Source organism: Clostridium sp., assembly GCF_029258205.1.
Lineage (GTDB): Bacteria > Bacillota > Clostridia > Clostridiales > Clostridiaceae > Sarcina.
The window spans coordinates 1-25741 of the sequence record NZ_JARHZJ010000086.1 but is presented as its reverse complement, the minus strand read 5'-3'; the positions used below and the strand labels follow the sequence as shown (position 1 = coordinate 25741).

The window sequence follows — 25741 nt, the reverse complement described above, 5'->3', positions numbered from 1 at the left end:
TAAAAACTAAATCCTAAATTTAAATACATCCTTCTTTATCTTTTTAAACATTGGAGGTAATCCTTGAGCTATAGTTTTATTTTTTAAATAATCAAACTTTTCAGGAACATCTTTAAATGTAACCTTATAAGCATAAAGGAATTGATATGTTAATCCAAATTTATTTTCAAAGAAGGAATTCATTTTATTATCACCATATTTAAAGTCTCCAACAATAGGATTTCCTAAATGAGCTAAATGAGCTCTTAACTGATGACTTCTTCCAGTTATAAGTTCTATTTCTAATAATGAAAAAGCACCATTAGTTTGTAGAACCTTAACATCCATTTTTATTTTCTTTGTATCATTCCTTTCAGTATCATAAACCGTTGACTTGTTTGACTCATCATCTTTTGATATATATGCCTCATATTTTCCAGGCTGTATTTTTCCCTTTACTAAAGCACAGTAATACTTCTTAACTTTCCTTTCTCTTATCATCTCGTTAAGTAATTTTAATCCTTCAAAATTCTTACCGAAAAATACTATTCCTGAAGTATTTCTATCTAATCTATTACAAGATGCAGGAGTAAAAGTTAATTCATTTTCTGGAACATAGTCTCCTTTTCTAAATAAGTATGATAATACATAATCAGTTAAGGTTGGAGTTCCATTCTTTTTATCTGAATGAACTAATACTCCTGGCCATTTCTCAACTAAAATCATATTTTCATCTTCATATACCACTTGAAGTGATCCTGAGTCAACCATTTGGAAATTAGGCTTTTTCTTTTCCTTAGTTACTACACTTTGAAGATATCTTATCTCTATAACATCTCCTTCTAAAAGAGAATACTTTTCTTTTTGTTTCTTTCCGTTTACTCTTATATCTCCCTTTCTTAGGGCTTTAAATATTGCACTTAGAGGTACATCCTTTAAATATTTTCTTAAGAACTTATCTAATCTCTGTCCTGCTTCATTTGTACCTATCTCTATTTTCAAATTGCTTCACTCCTAATTTAAATCATATTATAATTACTATTCTATAGATTAATATTAATTTACTCCCTTGTCAAATAATTTAATGCAGTTTTACATTGAATTGAAACTCCAATTGGTAATAAATTCTCGTCTATATCAAATCTACTATTATGAGCTGAATAAATAATATTTCTCTCTTCATTTCTAGCACCTAAGAAATAAAATGCTGATTCTCTTTCTAAAGCAAAATATGCAAAACTTTCAACTCCAAGCTTTGGTGATTCTTGCTCCTTAACATTTTCAGAACCAATAATTTCTTTTGCAGCCTCAGTTACTAAATCTACAACCTCACTATTATTATAAAGACATGGGTAACTTTCTTCTATATATATTTCACATTCACCTCTCATGGCAGTGCAAATAGATGTAGTTATTTCTCTTAGTCTTTCCTTAGCATAAGCTCTATCCTCTAAAGTCATTGTTCTTATAACTCCTTTTAATATGACTTCATCTGGTATTATATTTTGAGCAGTTCCTCCATTTATACTTCCTACTGTGACAACCGCTGGATTTACAGGTTTTATTTCTCTACTTACTATTGTTTGTAATCCTAAAACAACTTGAGAAGCCATAACTATAGGGTCTATAGCCATATGAGGATATGCTCCATGTCCTCCTCTTCCTTTTATCTTTATTGTAAAAGGATTAGATGCTGCATTAACTACTCCTTTTTTTATCATTATTTGTCCAGCATCTAAAGTTTCTTCAACATGAAGACCTATTATTTTTTCTACTCTAGGATTTTCTAAAACTCCTTCTTCTATCATTATAGGAGCTCCACCTGTTGTCTCCTCTGCTGGTTCAAATAATAATTTAACAGTACCGCTAAACTTATCTCTATGTCTATTTAATAATTTAGCTACTCCTAATAATATTGTTATATGCGCATCATGTCCACAAGCATGCATTCTTCCTTTAACTTTTGATGAATATGAACAAGTCTTTTTATCATCCATAGGAAGTCCATCAATATCAGCTCTTAAAGCAATACATCTATCTTTCTTAGATTCATCTTTTAGTTTTCCATTTATTATTCCACATACTCCTGTTTTAGCAGTTTCTATATATTCAATACCTTCATTAGCTAAAAATTCTTTTATTTTTCCTGAAGTTCTCCACTCTTCAAAACCTAATTCAGGATTTTCATGAAAATCTCTTCTTAAAGCTATAAGTAAATCTTTTAATTCTTGAGCTTCATCCATTAAATTTATATTCATTTTTAACACCTACTTTTTATTTATAAATTATATGTTATATATTATTTAATTTATATATTTTTGATTATATATTACTATGTTTTTTTCTTCAATTATATTTTATACTCATTTACGAGTATATTATTTAAGTGTACTATATTAAAAATTTTAGTAACAAAGAAAATTTTTCTTTAAATCACCTAATTTCCTTTGTTACTACTACAGTTAAACTTCACAAATTATTTTTTCTATTAAATTATTTTCAATTAATGTTCTTAAAGAAAATTTTTTATTTTGTCCTTGAACAAATTTAATATCAACAGTACCATTCTCTATTGTGCAAATTTCTCCTATACCAAAATAATTATGTCTTATGACATCTCCTTCATTTAATCCATAATCATTTATATTACATTGGCTATCCAAGTTTGTATTATTTAAAAATATAGACGAATCTTTAAATTTACCTCTTACAATCTTAGGTACATACAGATATAAATTGTTTATAGCTCTAGTTATACCTACATAAAAAAGTCTTCTCTCCTCTTCTATGTTTTCCATACTATTTTTATGAGGTATTGTTTCATCAACTATATTAACAATGTGCACATCTTTAAATTGCATACCCTTTACTCCGTGCATGGTACTTAATATGACAGAGTCTATATTTCCTACAGAATTTATATTTTCTAAATTTTCTTCAACACTTTCTATGTGAGAAAGAAAAGTTATTATAGATTTAAATTCCATAGCTGAACTTTTAAATTCTTCTAAAATATCTAATAAGTCATCTTGATTTTGCTTAAATTTAGAGGAATACTCTTTTATATACTGACTATACTCTAAATCACTTAATATAAAATCAATAGCGCTATTTAAAGAAAGCTTATTTAAATAAGCTATATCATTTTTTAACTCCTCAAATTTTCTCATTTGAAATGGATGTATACCTTCTACATTCATTAATATATCAAAAACATTTTCTCTATTCTTAGAATTCATTACTCCATAAATAGCACTTTTTGAAACATATCTAAAGGGTTTATTTATTATTTTATTAAAATCTTCTTTATTAAATGGATCTATTGATAGTCTTAAATATGCAATTAAATCCCTACATATAAAATGGTTAAAAAAATTATACTCTTTATCTAAAAGTTTAAAGGGAATTTTTCTTCTAATAAAAGCATCAATAAAACTTCTACTCTCCATGTTAGTTCTATAAAGAATAGCATTATCAGAATATTTATTTCCTAATCTTTTACTTTGTTCTATTTTTAAGGCAATTATATTTGCTTCCTCTGTCTCATTAAAAGGCTTTTTAAGCTCTATATTCCCTTTATTTTGATTAAAAGCTATTATCTCTTTTTGATATCTCTCTTTGTTATGCTTTATAACATCCTTAGATACTTCCACAATGTTTTTTAAGCTTCTATAATTATACTTTAAATAAACCTTCTCACTTCCTTCAAAATTTTCCTCAAAGTTTATCATACATTTAGGTGTTGCTCCTCTAAATGAATATATACTTTGATCTTCATCTCCAACGCAAAAAACATCATTATTTATAATTTTTAAAAACTCTAATTGAACTTCATCACAATCTTGAAACTCATCAACCAATATATATTTTATTAAATTTCTATAATACCCTAATACATGTGGATTTTTTTTTAAAAGTGTTACTGCTTTTATTTGTAAATCATCAAAATCTAAAAGTCCCCTCTCATTTTTAAAAGTTTCATATGCTTCATAACATTTATCAAAAATATCTTTAGTCATTGATATGTTTAAATCCTTAGAAGAAACTTTCTTTCTTGATATATTGTTTAATACCTCCTTTATTTTTTCATCGCTTACCTCTTCTATATAAGAAGATAATACTTTCCTTATTACATTATAAGCATCCTTGGACTCTATAAGTTTTATTTCCTGTTTATTTCTAAGTAAAATTTTATAAAAAATACCATGAAATGTTCCAAAGAATGGAATGATTCCTTCCTTATGCATTTCTTTAAATCTACTTTTCATATTTTCTGCTGCAGCTTTCGTAAAAGTTATTACTATAATATTTATTCCTTTAACCTTTTTTTCTTCTAAAAGATATTTTATTCTATTTAATATTACTGTGGTCTTTCCAGCTCCTGGTGGAGCTATAACAAGAACACTTTTACTCTCTGCTCTTACAGCTTCATTTTGATATTCATCTAAATTAGACATTATAATTCTCCTAATGTTTAATAAAATTCATTTTAATTATTGACTAAAATTGCCTTGGTAAACCATAATATTTTAGTAACATATATATTGTAATAATTCTAACTACTGGTTACAATAGTTATTGATAACTTATTAAAAGGAGATAATTTTTATATGGATTATAAGTTTGATGTAAAAAAATCTAGAAATCTTACAATGCTAGTTGATTTCTATGAGCTTACTATGGCAAATGGATATTTTAAAAATGACATAGAAAATAAAATTGCTTATTTTGATATGTATTTTAGAAGAGTACCTGATGGTGGTGGCTATTGTATAATGGCAGGTGTTGAGCAGTTAATTGAATACCTATCAAATCTAAACTTTTCAGAAGATGATATAGCCTATTTAAGATCAAAAGAATTATTTTGTGATGAATTCTTAGAATTTTTAATAAACTTCAAATTTACTTGTGATGTTTGGGCAATTCCAGAGGGTAATCCTGTTTTCCCAAATGAACCTTTGGTTATTGTTAAAGGTCCTGTAATACAAGCACAATTTGTAGAAACTATGATACTTCTTACTATAAATCACCAAACTCTTATAGCTACTAAAGCTAATAGAATATGTAGAGCAGCTAAGGATAAGACTGTAATGGAATTTGGTTCTAGAAGAGCTCAAGGATATGATGGAGCAATTTATGGAGCAAGAGCAGCTGCTATAGGTGGTTGTCATTCTACTGCCTGTACAATAGCTGATCAAATGTTTGATATACCTGCTATAGGCACTATGGCTCATAGTTGGATTCAACTTTTTGGAGATGAATATGAGGCATTTAAAGCGTGGGCAGTAGCATATCCTGATAACTGTACATTATTAATAGATACTTATAACGTTTTAAAGTCTGGTGTTCCTAATGCCATTAAAGTATTTGATGAGATTTTAAAACCTTTAGGAAAAAGACCAAAAGGAATAAGAATAGATAGTGGAGATATAACTTATCTATCTAAAAAATGTAGACAGATGTTAGATGATGCTGGATATACAGATTGTAAAATAATAGTCTCAAATTCTCTAGATGAATATATAATAAGAGATGTGTTAAGCCAAGGAGCTTCAATAGATGCATTTGGAGTTGGAGAAAGACTTATAACAGCTAGATCTGAACCAGTTTTTGGTGGTGTTTATAAATTAGTTGCAGTAGAAGACGAGGAAGGTAATATAATTCCTAGAATAAAGATAAGCGAAAATGAAGAAAAAATAACAAACCCTGGATTTAAGAGAATAATAAGAATATTTGATAATGATACTCATACAGCTTTGGCTGATTTAATATTATTAAATGATGAAGAAATAGATACTAATAATCCATTAGAGATTTTTGATCCTATTCATGCATGGAAAAGAAAAACCTTAACTAATTATTATATTAAAGATTTACTAGTTAAAATCTTTGAAAATGGAAAAGTATGTTACAAAAATCCAACAGTAATGGAAATTAGAGATTACGCTCAAAAAGAATGTGAAAAACTTTGGCCAGAAATTTTAAGATTTGAAAATCCTCACACTTATTATGTAGATCTATCAAACGGTTTATGGAATTTAAAACATAATTTACTTCATAGATATTCTAACATATATAAATAGAACTTATATTTATTTTATAAACCAAAATAAGGGACGCTTCAAAATAAAGAAGCGTCTCTTATTAATTTGCTTGACTTAAAACTAAATTTGTTTTTTCATAATCTTCCTCAATCAAAAAACTTTTGTCTAAATATAATGAAAATACACATTCTTCTCCTGTGATTTTCTCATTCATTGGACATTCATTGTAGCACTTAACTTTCTCCCTCTCATTTGACCAAAATGGACAATATGCCATATTATACTCTCAATCCCCTCTTTAATTATAATATAGTATTTAATCCTGAATTTTTTATAACTGTAATGTTTGTAAGCTCATTTTGGAAAGCTTTAAGTAAAGCCTTTTCCAAAACTTTTTCGTGATCGAAATTAGCAACATCTTTACATACAGCAAAGACTTTGTTAATCTCTCCCATAACATTTTTATAAGTTAATGTAACATTTGGTTTTTCATATAATACATCAATAATTTTTATACCCCATGATAAACAAGCAAAATCTCCATCTTTCTTTAAAAAACTTAAATCTTTTAATTTTTTAGTTTCTTGATTAGGATCTGTAACAATAATTAATTCGTCTCCAACTTTATACTTTGACATAATTAACCTCCTAAGTAATTTATTTATATAGTAAAGTTTACCACTTTTTAAACTTTAAGTAAAGTCTCACCATTTCTATATAAATTATTATTTACAAATATTGTTTTTATTATTAATAATATATTAATTTATTAAAAATTATTAATAACTTTACCTTAAATTTCTAAAAAAACAATTAAAAAATATAATCTATTTATAATATATTAATATTAATTGTAATTACTTTACTTGCAATTATCTTTTTATACAAGTAAAATAGTTAATAGCGTTTGAAAATATTTAAATTAAAATCAATTTAAAATAAAGGTATTTTTAGAGGTATTAAAATTTTTAATACCTTTTTTTACTTTTTATATACTAGATTTATATACTGAAGTGCAACACAAAAAGCCTATATTTAATTCTTCTTAATGTATCACTATAGTTGAGAAATAAAATAATACACTAATGATTTTGATAAATATAAGCTATAATCATATTAACATGTTTTAACTAGGAAAATAGAGAGAATTTTTTAATTTGAAAAAATATAAATTCTACATTTATAAAATGTTTAGGTTTAAAAGACTCAATATAGTAATTTCTTAATTAATCATCACACTTATCTTTACAATTCATCATATAAAAAAAGAACAGTTAAAACTGTTCTTAAAGGAAAATTAAATAAACACGGAAAAATTTAGTTAACTAATTAACAAAGTTCAAATGAATTTTATCATAAAAAGGCTCTTTTTACAAGTTTTTTCATTAATTTTTTATTAAGTAATATTAATTGAAAATTAAATTTATTCAATAAAAATTAATAGCAAAAGATAATCTTTGACATATAATAATAATTATTATATAATATATTTAATTCTTATACATGATAGGGATGGTGGAAATGGACAATATAACTACTATTTTTAAAGAAAAAAAATTAAAACTAACTCCTCAAAGGATTGCTGTTTATAAATACTTAAAGAGTACTAAAGAACATCCATCTGCTGAGATTATTTACAAGGCTTTACAGGAAGACTATCCTACAATGTCATTAGCTACAGTTTATAAGGCATTAAAAACTCTTGTAGAAGTAGAATTAATACAAGAAATTAATGTTGGTGAAGGAAACTTTAGATATGATGGTAACTCAAATGATCACTGTCATGTTCAATGTTTAGCTTGTGGTAGAGTTGATGATCTTGAAAATTTAGATTATACTCATCTAAATGAAGAAGCCCAAAAACATTCAAATTATAGAATACTTTCAAATAAAATGTATTTCTATGGAATATGTGAAGAATGTCAAAATAAGCATGAATAAAAAAGAGTGGTAATTTACCACTCTTTTTTATATTTAAATATTAATCTATATTTTTTAACTAAATCAAATTATTTAGCTAATTCATATAAAGCTTTTGCATATATTTTGCTTATTAAAATTAAGTCATCTATTTTAATATATTCATTTGGCTTATGAATAACATCTTGTTCTCCAGGAAATATTGGTCCATATGCTACTATATTAGGCATTTCTTTAGCATATGTCCCTCCTCCAATAGACATTAATTCTCCTTCTTTTCCAGTTTCATCTTTATATACATTCTTTAAAGTTTTTATTAAAGGGTGATCTGGAGAGAAATATAGTGGTTTTTGGTGTTCAAAGTTTTCTATTTCTATTCCAGTACCTTTTATTCTTTCATTAAATGGATTCATCATATCATCTAAAGTCTTAGTTACAGGATATCTTAAATTTAAAGTAAGTCTTCCTACTTTATCATTTAAATCAATTACTCCAACGTTAAAACTTAATTTTCCTGATTCTTCATCTTGTAATAAGATTCCGAATTTTTCTCCATAGACATCTTCTCCTATGTTATCATTTAGGAATTTAATGAAAGCTTTTATATTTTCTTGTGCTAAATTTAATTCTGCTAAAATTTTAATTGTTTTCATTATAGCATTTATACCCTTTTCAGGAGTACTACCATGAGCTGAAACTCCGAATACTTTTAACTCTATTTCATCATTTTTATGTGATAATTCAAATTTTATATTATTTTCTTTCGCAAATTTTGATATTTCTTCACAAACTTTATTTGCCTCTTTAACTTTTAATTTTGTTTCACAAAGACTAGCAACTACATTTGATGCTAGTCCACCCTTTATACTCTCAATGAATACATCTCCATCAGTTGTTTTTTCTCCAAAAGTTTTAACAATGTCAAAAATAGTTATACCCTTTTCTCCATTTATTATAGGAAATTCTGCATCAGGAGTAAATCCTGCTACTGGAGCTTTTTCATGTTTTAAATAATATTCTATATCCTTGCTTCCAGTTTCTTCATTAGTACCAAATATTATTCTTATTTTCTTTGATATTGGTAACCCTAATTCTTTTATAGCTTTTAATCCATATAGTGATGCCATTATTGGACCTTTGTCATCAGTTGTACCTCTTCCATATATTTTTCCATCATGTATTTCTGCACCATATGCTGGATAAATCCAATCATCACCTTCTGGAACAACATCTAAATGTCCTAAAGCAGCTACATACTCTTCTCCATCACCATATTCAGCATATCCTACATGTCCATCTAAATTAACTACTTTAAAACCTAATTTCTCTGAAATTTCTAAGGCACATTCTAAAGATTTAGAAACTCCTTCACCAAAAGGCATTCCCTCTTTAGGTTCATCCTCAACACTTTTGATTTTAATAATATTTTGTACTGACTCAATTAAATCATCTTTCATTTCATCAATTTTGTTACCTATTAAATTCATTTTGACACTTCCTCTCATCAACTTTAAGCTAACAAAATGTTAATATTTATTATTAATATTTTACCACATTTAAACAAAATTTTCTAATCTATTTTATTTAAACAATAGACTAAGAAATGAATATATAAAAGTAAATACTTAATACTAAAATAGCAAGCCATAAATAAATGACTTGCTATTTTTCTTTAAGCAACTACTTCTTTCCTACTTTTTGCTGATTCAAATTTAGTAATTATTAAATTTAAAATAACACCTATTAAAGCTGCTAAGCTTAAGCCTGATATACTTACAGCTTCACTTATTTCAATTCCTATAGGCTCTGACATAAATAAACCTGATAAACCTACAAAGATTATTGATGCCATTAATATTAGATTAGTTTTATTTAACTTAACCCCTTCATTTTTTATAGTTTTAACTCCCACAAAAGCAATCATAGAGAATAACATTAAACTTATTCCTCCCATTACCGATTGTGGAATTGTTCTTATAACTGCTCCAAACTTCGCTATAAAGCTTAGTATTATGGCAAAAACAGCTGTTAATCTTAAAATTGATGGATTATAATTTTTAGTTATAGCTAGCACTCCTGTGTTTTCACCATAAGTAGTATTAGCTGGTCCTCCTAATAAAGATGCAACTAAAGTGGCTAATCCATCTCCTAATACGGTTCTATTTAATCCTGGATCTTCTATAAAGTTTTTACCTACAACTTGTCCATTAGTAGTTATATCTCCTATATGTTCCATTGATACAGCTAAAATAACTGGTAAAGTTACCATTATTGCTCCAAAATCAAATTTTGGCAATGTAAAGTTTGGTACTGCAACCATAGTACTTTGTTGAATTAAGCTTGTATCAACTTGTCCTAAAATTAAACTTAAAGTATATCCTACAACTACTGCTGTTATTATTGCTAACTGTGAGAAAAATCCCTTTCCAAACTTACTTATTATTAATGCTAATCCTAATGTAGTAGTAGCTATTAAAACTGAAGTCATAGATCCTGTCTCTCCAGCTATTAAAGATTTTACTCCAGCCATCTCTAATGCATTAGGTATAAGATTTAAGCCTATAACCATTATCATTGGCCCTACTACTCTTGCCGGTAAAAATCTTTTTATTTTATCTACACCTATTTTCTTTATTCCAAAAGAAATTAATACATAAGCTAATCCTGCAAAAAATATACCACCTTGAGCATATCTTAAATCTCCATATTTAGATGCAATTACTTGTATTACAGGTATAAATGCAAAAGATGATCCTAAAAATACTGGAACTTTTCCTTTAGTACATAAGTGAAATATTAAAGTACCTATCCCAGCTGTGAATAAAGCTACTGATGGATCTAGGCCAGTTACTAGTGGTACTAGTATTGTAGCTCCAAACATAGCCACTAGATGTTGTAATCCTAAAATTCCATTTTTAAAGTAAGATAAAATTCCTAATGTCTTTATACTTCCTTGTTCTTTATTTATTACTTGTTGTGCCATAATTTAAGCCTCCTTATTTTTTCTTAAGGAGAAAGCTCTGTTTCTCCTCTTTTCAGCCTCACGGGACTGATTTAAAAAGGTAAAATAAAACTTCTTACCAGAAATCAAAGGCAAGAAGTTAATTCTTTAAATTAAATAAAATTTTTATTTATAATCTAAATAATTAATTCTTATAGCCTCTCTGGACTATCTTTTAAAGAATAGTTTTATTTTATTAGATTATATTTAAATTAATATTGTTTTTCAACACATAATATAGCTTTTTACATTTTATTAATAATTTATCTACACAATTAATGGTGAGTTAATTTACTCCAAACTTCAAAACAAACTTTTTATTGTAATTTTATATTATTTTATTCCAAACCCTTTTATAAATTTGCATTTTTTTATTTATATCTAGCTAAAATCAACAAAAGCTTTAAATTATACCATGTTTAATAATAAAAACTCTGTCTTAAGTTATAAACTTAAAACAGAGTAAAAATCTAAAATAAAAAGTTTATTGTTATATTTCCTTTTGAATTTTCTCCTATCTCACATTCAACACCAAAAACATCTTTTATATTTTTAGGAGTTAAGACTTCTTTTGTTTCTCCTCCATAAACTACTTTTCCTTTGTCAATCATATATACCTTATTACAGTAAGCTGAAACTAAATTCATATCATGAAGTGCAGCTAATACAGTTATATTTAACTCTTTAACTATATTCATTATTTCTATTTGATATTTAATATCTAAATGATTTGTAGGTTCATCTAATAAAAGAATTTCTGTTTTTTGTGCTAAGGCTCTTGCTAATAGTACCCTTTGTTTTTCTCCTCCTGAAAGATTCAAAAAATCTCTTTCTTTATATTCAAGCATATTAACTTTTTCTAAAGCCTCTCTTACTATGTCATAATCTTCTTTATTATCTAATTGAAAAGTTTTTTTATATGGATTTCTTCCCATAAGAACAATATCTTTAACCTTAAAACTAAAATTATATTGATTAAATTGACTTACTACAGCTAACTCCCTTGCCATTGTCTTTATACTAACAGTATTTATTTCTTTGCCATTTATGTATATTGCACCATATTTTTTATCAATTAACTTATATATAGTTTTTAATATGGTTGATTTTCCACTTCCATTTGGCCCTATAAGTCCAACAAAATCACCCTTATTAACATGAAATGAAACTCCATTTATGATTTGACTTTTACTTATAGAAACTCCTAGATTTTCTAATCTTATCATAATCCTTACTCCTTTTCTCCAATTCCTTTTACCATAAGCCATAATAAGAAAGGTGCTCCTATTACAGAAGTAATTATTCCTATTGGAAGTTCCATATTAGTAATAGCACATCTAGCAATTACATCTGCCCATATAAGAAATATAGCTCCAACTAAAGCGCTAAAAGGTAGTAAAGTTTTATGATCTGTTCCAAATATAAGTCTTACAATGTGTGGAATCATAATTCCAACAAACCCTATAGTTCCACATACTGATACAATAACTCCAGTTACCAAAGATGAAAGTATCATATATATTTTTCTATGCTTTTCAATATTTAATCCTAAAGTAATAGATGTTTCATCTCCTAATACCATTAAGTTTAAATTTCTATATTGCGTAAAAAAATATATTAGTGGTATAACCGATATTGATATAGGAAGAACTATATTACTCCATGTAGCTCCTGCCAAACTTCCCATCATCCAAAAGTTAACAGTTCTTATCCCTTCGTTATCCTTTGATAAAAATATTATTAAGCTTGTTAGTGATGAACATATAGAACTTATTACCATACCAGCTAATATCATCTTAAATGGTGTTATACGTCCTCCTATTTTAGCCAAAAAGTAAACAAATATTGATGCCATCAAAGCTCCTAAAAATGCTCCTAATGGTGCTCCAAAACTTGATAATACTCCTGAAAATCCTATTAATATTGAAAAAGTAGCACCTAAGGATGCTCCAGATGATAATCCCAATATATAAGGATCTCCCAAAGGGTTTTGTATGGTAGCTTGCATAATTACGCCAACAATAGCTAAGGACATACCTGCAAAAGCTCCTAAAAGCACTCTAGGCATTCTCACACCCCATATTATATCGAATATAGTGCTATTTAATATTTGATCTAAATTCCCAATCTTAATTCCAAAAACCTTATATAAAAATACTCTGTAAACATCATAAGGTGGAATATCAACAGCTCCAAATGATATTCCTAATATTATAGATGCTATAAAAAGTATAATAAATAAAACTACAATGAAAACTTTTTTGTCTTTTCTCCCACTTAATTTAAACAATCTTACTTATCTCTCCCTAAAATATATTATTAAGCTCTAAGAAACTGCTTTATTTAAATTAGTTCCTTAGAGCTCATTTTACTTAATTTTATTTTAATAAGTCTGGATATAATCCTTTTGCTATTCTTTCTATTCCCTCTACAGTTCTTGCACCACCTGCATATGTTTCTGAAAGAGGAGTGTATATTATTTTATTTTCTTTTATTGCAGTTACATTTTTTAAAGCTGGATTTTCTAATAATGATTTTTCTTCTTTGTTATCTTTATTTTGATTTAAGTAATGTATAAGAACTATAGCCTCTGGGTTCATTTCTATTATATTTTCAACTCCAACACTACCTGATTCCTTTGCCACATTAGTACCACCAGCTTTTGAAACCATATCAGAAACTAAAGTTTTAGGTCCATAAACTCTATATTTATTTTCTCCTTCACCTTCTATTACTAAAACTTTCATAGGCTCTTTAACTGATTTTATTTTTTCAGAAATATTATTTATTCTTGCTTTCATATCATCAACATATTTATTTGATTTTTCTTCTATATTAAATATTTTACCTATATCATTTATATCATAATAAACATCATCTAAAGTCTGCTCTTTTGAAATACCAGAATTTCTTTGAATAAAAGTTTTAACCCCTTTTTCATTCCATGACTCTACAGAACCTAGATTTTTATCTGAAAATACACTTTTCCATCCCATTATTAAATCTGGATTTAAAGCTAAAACAGCTTCCTTACTTGGATATGTTTCTGATAGTACATTTATCTTTTTATACTTATCTTCTAATCTTGGAAGTATAGGACTATCCATAAATGATGTTCCAACTAAGGAATCCTGAAGGTCTAAATCAAGCATTATTTCTGTAGTAGTTTGATTTGTACTAATAACCCTCTTAGGTTTACTTTCAAAAGTTTCCTGAAATTCCTTACCACTTTGATCATATGTACTTATTGTTACTGGATAACCATCTTCAGTATTCTTTGAGGCTGTAGTTTCCTTTGAACTTCCAGTACATCCTCCTAAAGCTAAGGAAAATACTAACCCTATAGTAGCTAAACTTAAAATTCTTTTTCTTTTCATTTTATCCCCCCGGTTATTTCAAAATATTTTTAATGTATTTTACTGTTTCATCTATATCAGAAAAACATCTACCATAATCTACCTTAGGCTTTTCAACTATTATTAATTTAATATTTGAATCTAGTGCAGCCTTTGCTTTTTCTAAAGCACCACCTCTTTCACCACTATCTTTAGTTAAAAGAGCCTTTGCTTTGTATTCACCTATAAAAGCCTTATTAAGTTCATATCCAATAGGTCCTTTTATAGCAATTATATCTTCTATCTTAACCCCTAAATCTATAAGATCATTCATAACCTTTTTTGAAGGTAACACTCTATGAATAACTCTATTTTCAAGAGAAGATTCTAATATTTGCTTTACTCCATTACTTCCTGTAGTATTTAAAATAGGTCCATCAATAATAGAATCTAATTCTTTAAGCTTGTCTAACCCACTTATTCTAATAATATTAGTATGGTTTAACTCTTTTAATACACCATTTCTTTCATATCTTATGTATTCTATACTTAATTCATTACATACTTTTATTGTGTTTTCACTAACATTCTTTGCATAAGGATGAGAGGCATCAACTATTCCTTTCAAATTAAATTCTTTAGCAAAATTTAAAAGCCCTTCTTTATCTAAAGGTTTTGTATTCATAAATGCAACCTTAAATTCTTTTAAAAGTTCTCCACCATATTCTGTAGCTGTAGATATAACTATTTTATCTTCAAATCCTTTAAGCTTTTGTAAAAACTCTCTTCCTTCTGAAGTTCCTAATATAAGTGCAATCATATTCTCACCCCATCAGTTTTATTTTTTTATTTTATATCCTCTTGGAGTTATAAAGTATCCATCTTTAATATAACTTTTTGAGTTTCCTATAATTACTATTGAGAACATATCAACAGCTTCATCATTAAAGTCTTTTAAAGTAAATATTTCTTTACTTTCTCCATCTCTTAATGCATTTCTAACAACTGCTATAGGAGTTTCCTCTCCTCTAAATTCTTTAATTATATCAACACACTCTTTTAAATAATGTGGTCTTCCCTTACTTTTTGGATTATAAAGAGAAATTACAAAATCGCCCTCTGCTGCTAAACGAACTCTTTTCTTTATATCTTCATAAGGAGTCATTAAATCACTTAAACTTATGTTACAGTTATCATGCATTAAAGGAGCCCCTAAAATTGAACCTGCTGCACTAGATGCTGTAATACCAGGTATTATTTCAACATTTTCATCTTTTCTCATCTCTAAGATAAGTCCAGCCATACCATAAATTCCTGAATCTCCAGTACTTATTAAAGCAACATTTTTATTCTTACTAAGTTCTAAAGCCTCTCTACATCTTTCCTCTTCTCCACGCATACCAGTTTTGAAAATTTCCTTATCTTTTATTAAGTCTTTAACCATTTCTATATATTTAGTGTAACCAACTATTATATCAGATTCTTCAATAGCCTTAACCGCTCTTAAAGTCATTTCATCTAATCCACCTGGTCCAATTCCAATTACATATAATTTCCCCATTTTTATTCCTCCTTATTATGTAGCTTAATAATACTAATTATATAAGAATTGAAAAATTTTACTTTATTCCATATTAAGCTCTTAAATAATTTTTTAAATCAATTTCAACTTAGTAAATATTTTAATCTTTATTTTATCTTAAGCTCTCCAATAGTTAACGTCATTCCATTTTTCTTTAGTTTATTTACTATAATATTTCCATTCATTAAAACAACTACTGGCTCTGATACAGCTCTTACTCCAACAGATTTTTCTACGAAATCACTACCTTCAAATTCATCTTGAACACTTTTAATCTCATCTTTAGAAAAGGTCTCAAAAGGACAACTCAAATATTCACTTAAATCTAAAATAGCCTTTTCCTCTTTTTTTAAATCTATTGAACCTATTTTAAAGACAGCTCTCTTATCAATATTTAAATCTTTAAGTGAAGATTTTACAAAATCTATTAACTCTTGTGAAGGTACACCTTTTCTGCATCCTACTCCAAGTAGTATATTTTTTCTTATTAATCTTAAAACTCCCTTAAGATTTTCCTCTTCACTTTTTTCCTTATTAGTTATCCAAAGAGTATTATCTTTTAATAAACATGTATTTTCATATCCTAAAGGCAATTTAATAAAATTATTATCATCCATAAAATAAACTTTTTTATTATTTACTAGTCTTGAAGCCATATCTTTGGCCTTTTTTAAATCTTCTATAATAAGATTATTACTTTTAGCAACCATGTCTGGTGCAACTTTATTTTGATTATCTGTTGCAGTTGTTATAACTGGAATATTATTCAAAACTTTGCTTATCTCTAAAGTTAATTCATTAGCTCCACCAATGTGTCCTCCAGCTAAACTTACAGTAAACTTATTATTTACATCAACCACAACAATCCCTGGATCCTTATCTTTTTTTACTATAAAAGGAGTTATAGCTCTTACTGCAATACCTGTTGAACTTATAAAAATAATATTCTTACAAGCTTGAAACATTTCCTTTGTGGCTCCTTTTAAAGAAAAATCTTCACATTTACTTTTATAAATTTCTTTGAAACTAATATTATTTTCTTCAAAAAAATTCTTAAGCTTATCCCCTATAAAGTCTCCTTTTTCAGTAACACTTATTATTCCAATCATATTTATTCAATTCCTTTTCTGAACATATGAGTAAAATGCTTATCATAAAGAAGACTCTTCTCATAGTTACAGTCAATGAAATCTCCAACTAATATTTGAGCGCATTTATTTATACCAGCTTCCTTAACCTTTTCTGATATATTTTCTAGTGTTCCTATGATTATTTCTTGATCATCCCATGTTGCTCTAGAAATTACAGCTATAGGAACATCTTCTCTTCCATATCCTCTCTTTAATTTTTCAACTACCTTATCAATCATTGATATAGAAAGGAATAATGCCATAGAAGCCCCTATTGAAGCTAACTTTTCTAAATCTTCTGTCTCTGGTACTGGTGTTCTTCCTTCAACTCTAGTTAATATAACAGTTTGAGTTACTGATGGAAGAGTAAATTCTTTCTTTATAGCTGAAGCTGCTGCTGTAAAGGAACTTACTCCTGGTACAACCTCATATTTTATATTAAATTTGTCTAGTTCATCCATTTGCTCCTTAATAGCTCCATATATTGATGGATCTCCAGTGTGAAGCCTTACTATTACTTTATCTTCCCCATCATTTTCTTTTATAACTTCAACTACATCCTCTAAAGTCATTGAAGCTGAGTTATATATTTTAACTCCCTCTTTACAAACATCTAAATGTTCTTTGCTTACTAAAGATCCTGCATATATTACAACATCCGCTTTTTCTAATAAATTTCTTCCTCTAATAGTTATTAAATCAACAGCTCCAGGACCTGCACCTATAAAATATAACATCTTATCCTTTGCCTCCTAATAAAAAATAATTTTTTCTCTATTTGCTTGCTAGTATTAAAGACATGTAATCTCTATGATTTAAAATTTCTTCTCTAGTTTTTAAAACTTTTTCTCCTTCTCTACCAGCTCTACTAACTAGCACATAATCAAATCCTTTTTCTTCTAAGACATCTAGAACTTCTTCTTCTTTTTTATAAACTTTCATTATTACAACGAACTTTTCATCTTTTATATCATGTACTCTAGCAGCTGGAAGGACAAGTAATGGTTCATTACCCACAACTAATGTTCTATCAACTATGCTAGCAGCTGCACAAAAAGATGTTATTCCAGGAATAGTTTTTACATTAAAACCATGTTCTTCTACATAATTTAATAAATGTATATAAGTACTATAAATATAAGGATCCCCTATAGTTAAAAAACTTACATTTTTTCCTTCATTAAGTTTTTCTAAAATAAAGTCATAAGCCTCTTTAACTTTTAAAGCTCTGTTTTTCTTTCCCATTGGAAAATGTTTAACGACTACTTCTGTTCCTTCTTTTATGTATTCCTTAGCAGCTATTAATGCTATGCTCTCTCCACCTTCTTCTGCACTTGGAGCTACTATAACATCACTATTTTCAATAGCCTTTACTGCCTTTATTGTTAATAGTTCACTATCTCCTGGACCTACACCTATTCCATATAATATTGCCATTAAATTTCCTCCTTAAACGCCTTAACAATAAAAATTGGATTATTGCTAATCATCATGTATGTATTTTCTCTGTTTTTACTTATGTTAACCAAAGAAATTTCTGTTTTATATTCTAATTTCTTTAAGAATTCTATTGCATTATATGCATTGTTTAAGGTTATAAAGTTTAATACTAAAACTCCATCCTTTTTTAAGATTTCATCTGATATATTTATAATTTTTTCAAGACCTCCACCAGATCCTCCTATAAATATAGAATCAAATTTTGAAATTTTCTCTTTTTTAATTTCATTTGAAAGTGATTGCATATGCTCTATAGCGTCACCCTCTAATAAAGTAACATTTTTACACTGAAACTTTTTTAAATTCTCTTTAGTTACCCTTATGGCTTCCTCATCTCTTTCTATAGAAAATACCTTTCCCTCTTCTATAAATTTAGAAGCTTGAATAGTAATACTGCCTGTTCCACTTCCTATATCTAAAAAATTAGAATCTTTATCTAAATCTAATTTACTAATAGTAAAAATTCTAATATCCTCTTTTGTCATAGGACACTTTCCTCTTATAAATTCTGAGTCTTTTATAAATTTCATATATCCTCCAAATGAAAATTTATCTTTCAATTATAATTACAGATAAATCTCCATAATCCTTTTCACAAATTTTTTTTGGGTTTCCAATTGTTATATTTTCATTTTCATAAGAAAGATTTTCTCCAACATATATAGTACATTCTATAGAATTTTCTATTAACCTTTTACTTAGCTCAGTTGGAGTATTCTTTTTATCAGTTAACCAAATAGAAAGTTTATTTTCTTTAACAACTTCTATAAAATTCTCTTCTCTTCCATGCATACTTCCTACAAAAGCATCATTCCAAGTTTTATTAACTTTACATGTTAAATATTGAAAAGAACTTATTCCAGGAACAATATAAACTTCTCCCTCATAATTTTTACATATATAATTTGTAATTCCATAAAAGGTTGGATCTCCTGAGGCAACTATTGAAACTCTATTTTCCTTATTTTCATTTAAAAATTCTATTATTTCTTTTAGCCCTTTTACAATCTTAAATTTTTCATCATTTATACTATTTAAAAACTTTAAGCTAGAAACTGCTCTTTCAAAACCAACTATATAATCACTTTTTTCTAGTTCTTTAATAACTTTAGGAATTATATAGTCTTCATGGCCTGGTCCTAATCCTAATATTTTAACCAATAGCCTTCATTCCTTTCTAATTTAAGTTTAATCAAACAAGTTTTGAATTTTTAGATTCATATAGTAATTTCATTTCCTTTGATCCATAGTACATAAGAATATTAAATTTTGCTTCATCATAAGCATATATATCTAATCTATTTAATATCTTTTCTCCAATTCTCTCATATAATTCCTTAAAATCATCTCCTAGAAGTTTTACGGCTCCTTCACTTGTTTTTTGATCTAAAACTTTTTGTACTAGTTCCAAATCATATCCCATTAAAGTGAGTTCTAAAGCTATAACTTCTAGTCTAACATCTGAAACTCTACTATGTGTATTAAAACATCCAAAGGCAATCTTACTTAACTTTCCTATATGACCTACTATAGTTAAATCCTTTATTCCTTGAGCTAAGGCACACTCTATAGAAAAACCTACATAATTAGATATAACAACTATATTATCTTTTTTATATCCTCTTTCTCTTAAGAATCTTTCTCCCATATTTCCAAATACAAATACAAGCTCTTTATTATTTAAGGCTTTTTGTCTTATTTCAATTCTAATAGATTCCTTTAATGCTTCTTCTGACATTGGATAAACTATTCCTGTAGTACCAAGTATTGATATTCCATCAACTATTCCTAACCTAGGGTTAAATGTTTTTTTAGCAATTTCTCTTCCTCTCGGAACGAAAATTGTTATTCTAACTCCCTTATCATTAGGAAGAACACTTAAAACTTCTTTTCTTATCATTTCTCTAGGTACTGGATTTATAGCAGGTTGTCCTTTTTCTACAAAAAGCCCTTCTTTAGTCACTACTCCAACGCCTTCTCCTCCACATAGTTCAAAACCTTCTTGAATTTCTTCTGCCTTAGCAAATATCTCAAGACCTGTGGTAGCATCTATATCATCTCCACCATCTTTTAATATAGAGCAAGAGATTGAGTCTTTTTCAATCTGTGTATCTTGTATTTCTAAATTAAGTTTTATATTTTTAGGAGTATCTATTTCTACAACACTTATATATTTTTTATAAAAAAGCATATAAGTGGCAGCTTTAGCAGCTGCTGCTGCACAAGATCCTGTAGTGTATCCACATCTAAGTTTCTTTCCACCACTTTCTATATACATATCAAACATTTAGATTACCTTCTTTATTACATATCTCTTTTATAATTCATATAAAGTAATGCATTTATTATAGCAGCCGCTACTGTACTTCCACCTTTTCTTCCCTTAACTCTTATGTAAGGAATTCCAAGTTCATCTAAATTCTCTTTACTTTCACTAGCTCCTACAAACCCAACTGGTACTGCTATTATAAGCTTTGGATTAGCTTTCCCTTCCTTAATAAGTTCTCTAAGTTTAAATAGAGCAGTTGGAGCATTTCCGAAAACAAATATATCTACATTTTCCTTTGCTGCAAGTTCAACACCTGCCATTGATCTAGTTATTTCTTTTTCTTTAGCTAATTTAAATACCTCTTCCAATCCAACATAACATTCAACTGATGCATTTAATTCTTTTAATGCTCTTTTATTCATTCCTGATAATGCCATTGTTGTATCAGTATATATTTTAGCTCCAGACTTTAATGCAGAAATTCCCGCTTCTATGGCTCCTCTACTTATTTCTATTAAATCTTGATACTCAAAGTCTGCAGTAGTATGTATAACTCTTTTTACTATTTGTAATTCATCTTCTGAAAAATTATTTTCATGCATTTCAGAACCTATAATTTCAAAACTTCTTTTTTCAATTCCCATAGGGCTTTTCATATAATCCATTATTTCATTTCCCTTCTATGCTTCTTCTTTTTAGTCTCTCCAAGTCCTTTATATGTACCATTAATAACATCATTAATTCTCTCTATGTATAAATTTCCAAACTCTTCGTATTCCCCTAATCCTTTTAACACAACATTAGCCTTTATTCCTTCACTTTCAAATCTGCTCTTCCATGAATCTTCTTCATCTGAAGCCATATCATTTTTAGCGTGATCCCCAGCTACAACCATTAAAGGAATTATTGTTATTTCTTTTATATCTTTCTTCTTAGCTTTCTTTAAAACATTTGAAAAATTAGGATATCCTTCTACAGTTCCTACAAAAACATCTTCATAGTCTTTATCCATTAAAACAGATTGTAAACATCCATAAACAGCATTTGATGGATGAGCACTACCATGGCCAACAAATACACATGGAGAATTATTTTCTATTACACCTTTCATTACGTCTACAAAATGTGAATAATCATCTGGACCTGATTCAAACCCTTCATAATAGAATATTGGTCTTCCTATCTCTATTTTTTTAAAACATGGTTCATATTCCTTTACCATATGCTTTATGTAATCAAACTCTTCTCCTGGAATAATATGAAGTGGCTGAACAATAACTTCCTCATATCCTTCTTCTGCTAAGTTTTTCAAAGCATCTTCCGGAAATAATACTTCCATGTTATATTTTTCTTTAAGTTTTCTTACTATCATATGTGATGTAAAGCTTCTAAAAATATCATATTCTTTGAATTTTTCTTGTATTGAATCTTCTATTTTTTTTATAGAATTGTTTAATGCATCTAAATGACTTGTTCCAAAACTTACTATTAATATAGCTTTTTTCATATTTCACCTCTAAAAATTTTTAAAATAAAAAGCATCTGTGTAAAAGAACAGATGCTTACAAGTAAAAGTAATTATTCCTCAAATTTATGAACAAATAAGTACTAAATTCTTCCCTCCGAAGCTTAGTTCATGATTCTTAGGCAGGTATCCTGACTTAAGGCTTATCCTCATTTCTCCCTTCCCAATTTATATAATCAGTGGTCAAATAGAAACTTGTATCCTATCACAGTAGCGGGGGCTGTAGTGGACTTTAACCACTTTCCCTTTTAATTAAAATCAAACCTAAAAATATACAATATTATTTTTTTTAATTATAATATATAATCTTAATTATTTCAATATAAGGTGAATTTCTTATTTCTTATATTTATATTATAATTAAATCATTAATTTTTCTTACCATATTTTAAATGTTTAAAGGTTAAATTTGTATTACATTTGACTTTTATGTTATAATTCAGTAATATATGATGAAATGCACTTAAGTTGTGGACAGTTTAACTAAAGGAGTGTAGTTTATGCAAAAAAGAATTTTATCAGCTTTAATTGCTATAGCAATTAGTCTTTCAGCTACTCACGTGGTTTTTGCTGATACAGTAAATGATAAGAAATCTACTATACAGGAGAACAAAGTAAAATATTCAAAATTAGATAATGAAGTTATTTCACTTAACTCTCAAGTATCAAAGCTTAATAATGAAATACAAGAATTAAATGCTAAGTTAGTAGATAATAAAGCTAAGATCAAAGATACTGAAGAAAATTTAAAAGAAACAGAAAGTAAAGTAAGCACTTTAAAAACTGAAATAGATGAAAAACAATCTGTTTTAGGTAAAAGAATGCGTGCTATGTATAAAAGCAAGGATTCTATGAATCCAATAGTTTTCTTACTTAAATCTGAAGACATATCAGATTTAATAACAAGATTAGATGCCTTAGCAAGAGTTTCAGCTTTAGATAAAAACCTTATAAAAAGTTTAGATGAACAAAAAGATTCTCTTAATAGTGATATTAAAAAACTAGAAAGAGATCAAGTTGAGCTTAAAGAATTGAAAGCTTCAACTGAAGACTCTCTTAAAACTTTAGATAGCAAAAAGCTTGAAGAACAAAAGAAAATTGATGAATTAAATAGACAAAAGGAGGCTGTTTTAGAAGTAATTAAAGAAAATGAAATTTCTTTAATATCTTATTCAGTTTCAGTTATAAATTCATCTTCATCAATTAATGAAATTGAAAGTGCAGTAAGCACATTGAATCAATTAATACCACAACTTAATATTGATTCCGTAAAAGATACAGCAAATAATTCTGTACAAGTTGCTAAAAATAAAATTGAATCATTAAAAGCTGAAGAAGCAGCAAAAAACAATTCTGCTAATTCCTCAGATATATCAAATAATAGTTCTAATCAACCTAGTAGCGATGGCAAATATAAGAAAACACTTTCTATGGAAGCCACTGCATATAGTGATGGAATGTTAACTGCTATGGGTCTTAAACCTGTAAGAGACCCTAATGGAATAAGTACAATAGCAGTTGACCCTAGTGTAATTCCCTTAGGATCAAAAGTGTACATCCCTGGTTATGGTTATGCTATAGCATCAGATACAGGTGGAGTTATAAAAGGAAATATTATTGACCTTTATATGAATTCTCATGCTGAATGTACATCTTGGGGAAGACGTCAAGTTACATTACACATAATTGCTTATCCTGGTGAATGGTAAAAAAGATAAGACTTTTCGTCTTATCTTTTTCTTATTTTACTTCCAAAATTATCAAATACTTTTAAAAAAAGAAAAATCACTAAAAATGCTATTATTGCAATAATAATTATAAATAAAAAATTTAATAAATCTTTAAAACTTAAACCTACTCCATCTAAAAAATTTCTAACTTTAGTACTTACTTTAAAAAATCCCCACAAAATTAAACTTCCAATAATCCCCACTGAGGCTGCGGTTAGCCCAACCTTTGATCTTTTAATTATACATAATAATCCTATGAAAGCAAAAGTTATTATAATAAAAATAAATTTCCAATCTAAAAGTTCCAAAATCTATTCTCCTAAAAATACTTCTCTACTATTTTACTTAATAAAAGTTTTAATTATTCATTTACTTATTTAAGATTTTTATTATTTTATTAGATAACTAAGCCTTGTAATACTTAAGCAATTCTACAATAATATCCTTATTTTTTAAGTATATTATTTTAACCTAAGATAAAGCATAGAATAATTAATATAAAAAAATAGGAGTCACTTGACTCCCATTTTAATTAAAATGTAAATTACTATAATTATTATCCTGCAAATACAGGTACATCAAATGTAAAATTATTTTCTAAATATAAATCTTGATAACTACTCATAATATCAGCAATACTTGATGCATACCATGGAGTTGTAGCATATTGATGCCAAATATTCGATATATTTTGATTATATCTCATCTTATAAAGGGTATTTTGACTATATCTTGAACTATGAACATAATTTAATGAAACAAATTCTGCAGCACCCTTTATGGCATTATCAATACTTGTCCATCCTCTATTATAAGCATATGTTGTTCCTAATATTAGAGCTCTATTAGGAAAAACTGATGAATTATCCTTAGCACCTACTCCAAATAAATTATAAACTGTTACTGGCTTAGATAGTTTAATCATATGATATCCTACTAATTGACCATTATTGTTATATATAGGTTTATTTTCATCTGCAATTTCAGTAATTGTTACTCCTTTTGCAAGTTTACTTGATCCATTACCTGTTTCGTGTAGACATTGAGCAACTAAATATAAAGGATCTATATTAAAAGCCCTAGCCGCATTTACAAAAGCTTGTCCTTGACCTGTTAAAACACCTTTATTATTTAATCTACTACTTAACACACCTACATTAACTGATCTAAACTTATCTATTCTTAAGAACTGCAGTTTATTAGTAGCCTTAGCTGGATTTATATATTTTTCAAACTCTGAATATGAATAATTTGAAGGATTATTTCTTTGTTGTAAAGTTATATATTCATTAAGTGATACTCCATAATTGGTTTTTGAAGCATTTTCTATATCTAATCCTGGATTAACATTTGAGTTACCAGCAAAAATATTTATATAGTTTTTAGATGCATAAGCTTCTTTCCCTTTATAACTTATTTTATAAAATTCTTTTTCTTCTCCTAGTATTTCAACGTTTTCCCCATTATTTAATATCCCAACAATTTGAGATGAAATATTAGCTTCTTTTCTTACATTTAATCCGTTAGATGCAGTTACAGTACCAGTTTTTTTAGTATTTTCTGGTTTACTTGGTTTTTCTGGTATTTGTGTATCTTGGTTACTATTATTACTTTCAGTAACATCTTTTATATATTCCTTAGCTACATATCCATGTGAACCATTGTATTCTATTTTATAGAATGCTCCTTCTTCTCCTATTATCGTTACCTTTGAGTTTCCACTTAA

At 27.6% G+C, this 25741-nt stretch carries 25 protein-coding genes and 1 riboswitch; of the genes, 3 read left to right on the top strand and 22 right to left on the bottom strand.

Going from position 1 to position 25741, the window contains the following annotated elements:
- Window positions 1-6: 6 nt before the first annotated feature.
- The 3 genes from Q1J60_RS10270 to Q1J60_RS10260 all read right to left on the bottom strand — a co-directional run bounded on the left by Q1J60_RS10270 (window position 7) and on the right by Q1J60_RS10260 (window position 4436).
- A complete protein-coding gene (locus Q1J60_RS10270; protein ID WP_300261755.1) occupies window positions 7-981 on the bottom strand; it encodes an RluA family pseudouridine synthase in 975 nt (324 codons plus the stop codon).
- A 59-nt stretch (window positions 982-1040) separates the two neighbouring features.
- Window positions 1041-2237 (bottom strand): M20 metallopeptidase family protein, encoded by a 1197-nt coding sequence (locus tag Q1J60_RS10265; RefSeq protein ID WP_300261752.1) that lies wholly within the window; start codon window positions 2235-2237, stop codon window positions 1041-1043.
- A 204-nt stretch (window positions 2238-2441) separates the two neighbouring features.
- Window positions 2442-4436 (bottom strand): ATP-dependent helicase, encoded by a 1995-nt coding sequence (locus Q1J60_RS10260; RefSeq protein WP_300261749.1) that lies wholly within the window; start codon window positions 4434-4436, stop codon window positions 2442-2444.
- Window positions 4437-4589: 153 nt separating this feature from the next.
- On the opposite strand from Q1J60_RS10260, the gene Q1J60_RS10255 reads away from it, so the two are divergent.
- Entirely contained in the window at window positions 4590-6062 is a 1473-nt protein-coding gene (locus Q1J60_RS10255) for a nicotinate phosphoribosyltransferase (protein WP_300261747.1), read from the top strand.
- A gap of 61 nt (window positions 6063-6123) precedes the next feature.
- On the opposite strand, the gene Q1J60_RS10250 is transcribed toward Q1J60_RS10255, so the two are convergent.
- Window positions 6124-6300: a hypothetical protein gene (locus Q1J60_RS10250; RefSeq protein WP_300261745.1), complete on the bottom strand. Its 177-nt coding sequence runs from the start codon at window positions 6298-6300 to the stop codon at window positions 6124-6126.
- Window positions 6301-6325: 25 nt separating this feature from the next.
- The gene (locus Q1J60_RS10245) at window positions 6326-6661 is read right to left on the bottom strand and encodes a hypothetical protein (RefSeq protein WP_300261743.1); all 336 of its coding nucleotides are present in this window, start codon (window positions 6659-6661) and stop codon (window positions 6326-6328) included.
- An 883-nt stretch (window positions 6662-7544) separates the two neighbouring features.
- Here Q1J60_RS10245 and perR point away from each other — a divergent pair.
- Window positions 7545-7964, top strand: coding sequence for a transcriptional regulator PerR (perR, locus tag Q1J60_RS10240; protein WP_300261741.1), 420 nt, complete (start codon window positions 7545-7547; stop codon window positions 7962-7964).
- A 68-nt stretch (window positions 7965-8032) separates the two neighbouring features.
- On the opposite strand, the gene pepV is transcribed toward perR, so the two are convergent.
- From pepV to Q1J60_RS10165, 15 genes are all read right to left on the bottom strand, one after another.
- Window positions 8033-9430, bottom strand: a complete 1398-nt coding sequence (gene pepV, locus Q1J60_RS10235; protein ID WP_300261739.1) for a dipeptidase PepV — start codon at window positions 9428-9430, stop codon at window positions 8033-8035.
- A gap of 185 nt (window positions 9431-9615) precedes the next feature.
- Complete coding sequence (locus Q1J60_RS10230) at window positions 9616-10926, bottom strand: uracil-xanthine permease family protein (protein WP_300261736.1); 1311 nt, start codon at window positions 10924-10926, stop codon at window positions 9616-9618.
- A 488-nt stretch (window positions 10927-11414) separates the two neighbouring features.
- Window positions 11415-12170, bottom strand: coding sequence for an ABC transporter ATP-binding protein (locus tag Q1J60_RS10225; protein ID WP_300261733.1), 756 nt, complete (start codon window positions 12168-12170; stop codon window positions 11415-11417).
- 5 nt (window positions 12171-12175) lie between these two features.
- A complete protein-coding gene (locus Q1J60_RS10220; protein WP_300261731.1) occupies window positions 12176-13234 on the bottom strand; it encodes a FecCD family ABC transporter permease in 1059 nt (352 codons plus the stop codon).
- Between the two features lie 88 nt (window positions 13235-13322).
- Window positions 13323-14321, bottom strand: coding sequence for an ABC transporter substrate-binding protein (locus Q1J60_RS10215; RefSeq protein ID WP_300261728.1), 999 nt, complete (start codon window positions 14319-14321; stop codon window positions 13323-13325).
- Between the two features lie 13 nt (window positions 14322-14334).
- Window positions 14335-15099 (bottom strand): cobalt-precorrin-6A reductase, encoded by a 765-nt coding sequence (locus Q1J60_RS10210; protein WP_300261727.1) that lies wholly within the window; start codon window positions 15097-15099, stop codon window positions 14335-14337.
- A gap of 18 nt (window positions 15100-15117) precedes the next feature.
- A complete protein-coding gene (cobJ, locus tag Q1J60_RS10205) occupies window positions 15118-15840 on the bottom strand; it encodes a precorrin-3B C(17)-methyltransferase (RefSeq protein WP_300261724.1) in 723 nt (240 codons plus the stop codon).
- Window positions 15841-15968: 128 nt separating this feature from the next.
- The gene (cbiG, locus tag Q1J60_RS10200) at window positions 15969-16970 is read right to left on the bottom strand and encodes a cobalt-precorrin 5A hydrolase (protein ID WP_300261722.1); all 1002 of its coding nucleotides are present in this window, start codon (window positions 16968-16970) and stop codon (window positions 15969-15971) included.
- 2 nt (window positions 16971-16972) lie between these two features.
- Window positions 16973-17728, bottom strand: coding sequence for a precorrin-4 C(11)-methyltransferase (gene cobM, locus Q1J60_RS10195; RefSeq protein WP_300261719.1), 756 nt, complete (start codon window positions 17726-17728; stop codon window positions 16973-16975).
- Between the two features lie 37 nt (window positions 17729-17765).
- The gene (locus tag Q1J60_RS10190) at window positions 17766-18428 is read right to left on the bottom strand and encodes a cobalt-factor II C(20)-methyltransferase (RefSeq protein ID WP_300261716.1); all 663 of its coding nucleotides are present in this window, start codon (window positions 18426-18428) and stop codon (window positions 17766-17768) included.
- A complete protein-coding gene (cbiT, locus tag Q1J60_RS10185) occupies window positions 18428-19021 on the bottom strand; it encodes a precorrin-6Y C5,15-methyltransferase (decarboxylating) subunit CbiT (protein WP_300261714.1) in 594 nt (197 codons plus the stop codon). The genes Q1J60_RS10190 and cbiT overlap by 1 nt, the downstream gene beginning before the upstream one ends.
- Before the next feature lie 19 nt (window positions 19022-19040).
- Window positions 19041-19652 (bottom strand): precorrin-6y C5,15-methyltransferase (decarboxylating) subunit CbiE, encoded by a 612-nt coding sequence (gene cbiE / locus Q1J60_RS10180; protein WP_300261711.1) that lies wholly within the window; start codon window positions 19650-19652, stop codon window positions 19041-19043.
- 31 nt (window positions 19653-19683) lie between these two features.
- Complete coding sequence (cbiD, locus tag Q1J60_RS10175) at window positions 19684-20778, bottom strand: cobalt-precorrin-5B (C(1))-methyltransferase CbiD (RefSeq protein WP_300261708.1); 1095 nt, start codon at window positions 20776-20778, stop codon at window positions 19684-19686.
- A 17-nt stretch (window positions 20779-20795) separates the two neighbouring features.
- On the bottom strand, window positions 20796-21425 hold the full coding sequence (locus Q1J60_RS10170) for a precorrin-8X methylmutase (RefSeq protein WP_300261705.1): 630 nt from the start codon (window positions 21423-21425) through the stop codon (window positions 20796-20798).
- Window positions 21425-22267, bottom strand: coding sequence for a sirohydrochlorin cobaltochelatase (locus Q1J60_RS10165; protein ID WP_300261702.1), 843 nt, complete (start codon window positions 22265-22267; stop codon window positions 21425-21427). Before Q1J60_RS10165 ends, Q1J60_RS10170 begins: the two co-directional genes overlap by 1 nt.
- A 122-nt stretch (window positions 22268-22389) precedes the next feature.
- A riboswitch (cobalamin riboswitch) is annotated at window positions 22390-22568 on the bottom strand.
- Between the two features lie 217 nt (window positions 22569-22785).
- On the opposite strand from Q1J60_RS10165, the gene Q1J60_RS10160 reads away from it, so the two are divergent.
- Entirely contained in the window at window positions 22786-23994 is a 1209-nt protein-coding gene (locus tag Q1J60_RS10160; protein WP_300261701.1) for a 3D domain-containing protein, read from the top strand.
- A gap of 20 nt (window positions 23995-24014) precedes the next feature.
- On the opposite strand, the gene Q1J60_RS10155 is transcribed toward Q1J60_RS10160, so the two are convergent.
- Entirely contained in the window at window positions 24015-24323 is a 309-nt protein-coding gene (locus tag Q1J60_RS10155) for a hypothetical protein (RefSeq protein ID WP_300261696.1), read from the bottom strand.
- Window positions 24324-24571: 248 nt separating this feature from the next.
- A partial coding sequence (locus Q1J60_RS10150) for an N-acetylglucosaminidase (RefSeq protein WP_300261694.1) occupies window positions 24572-25741 on the bottom strand: 1170 nt, incomplete at its 5' end.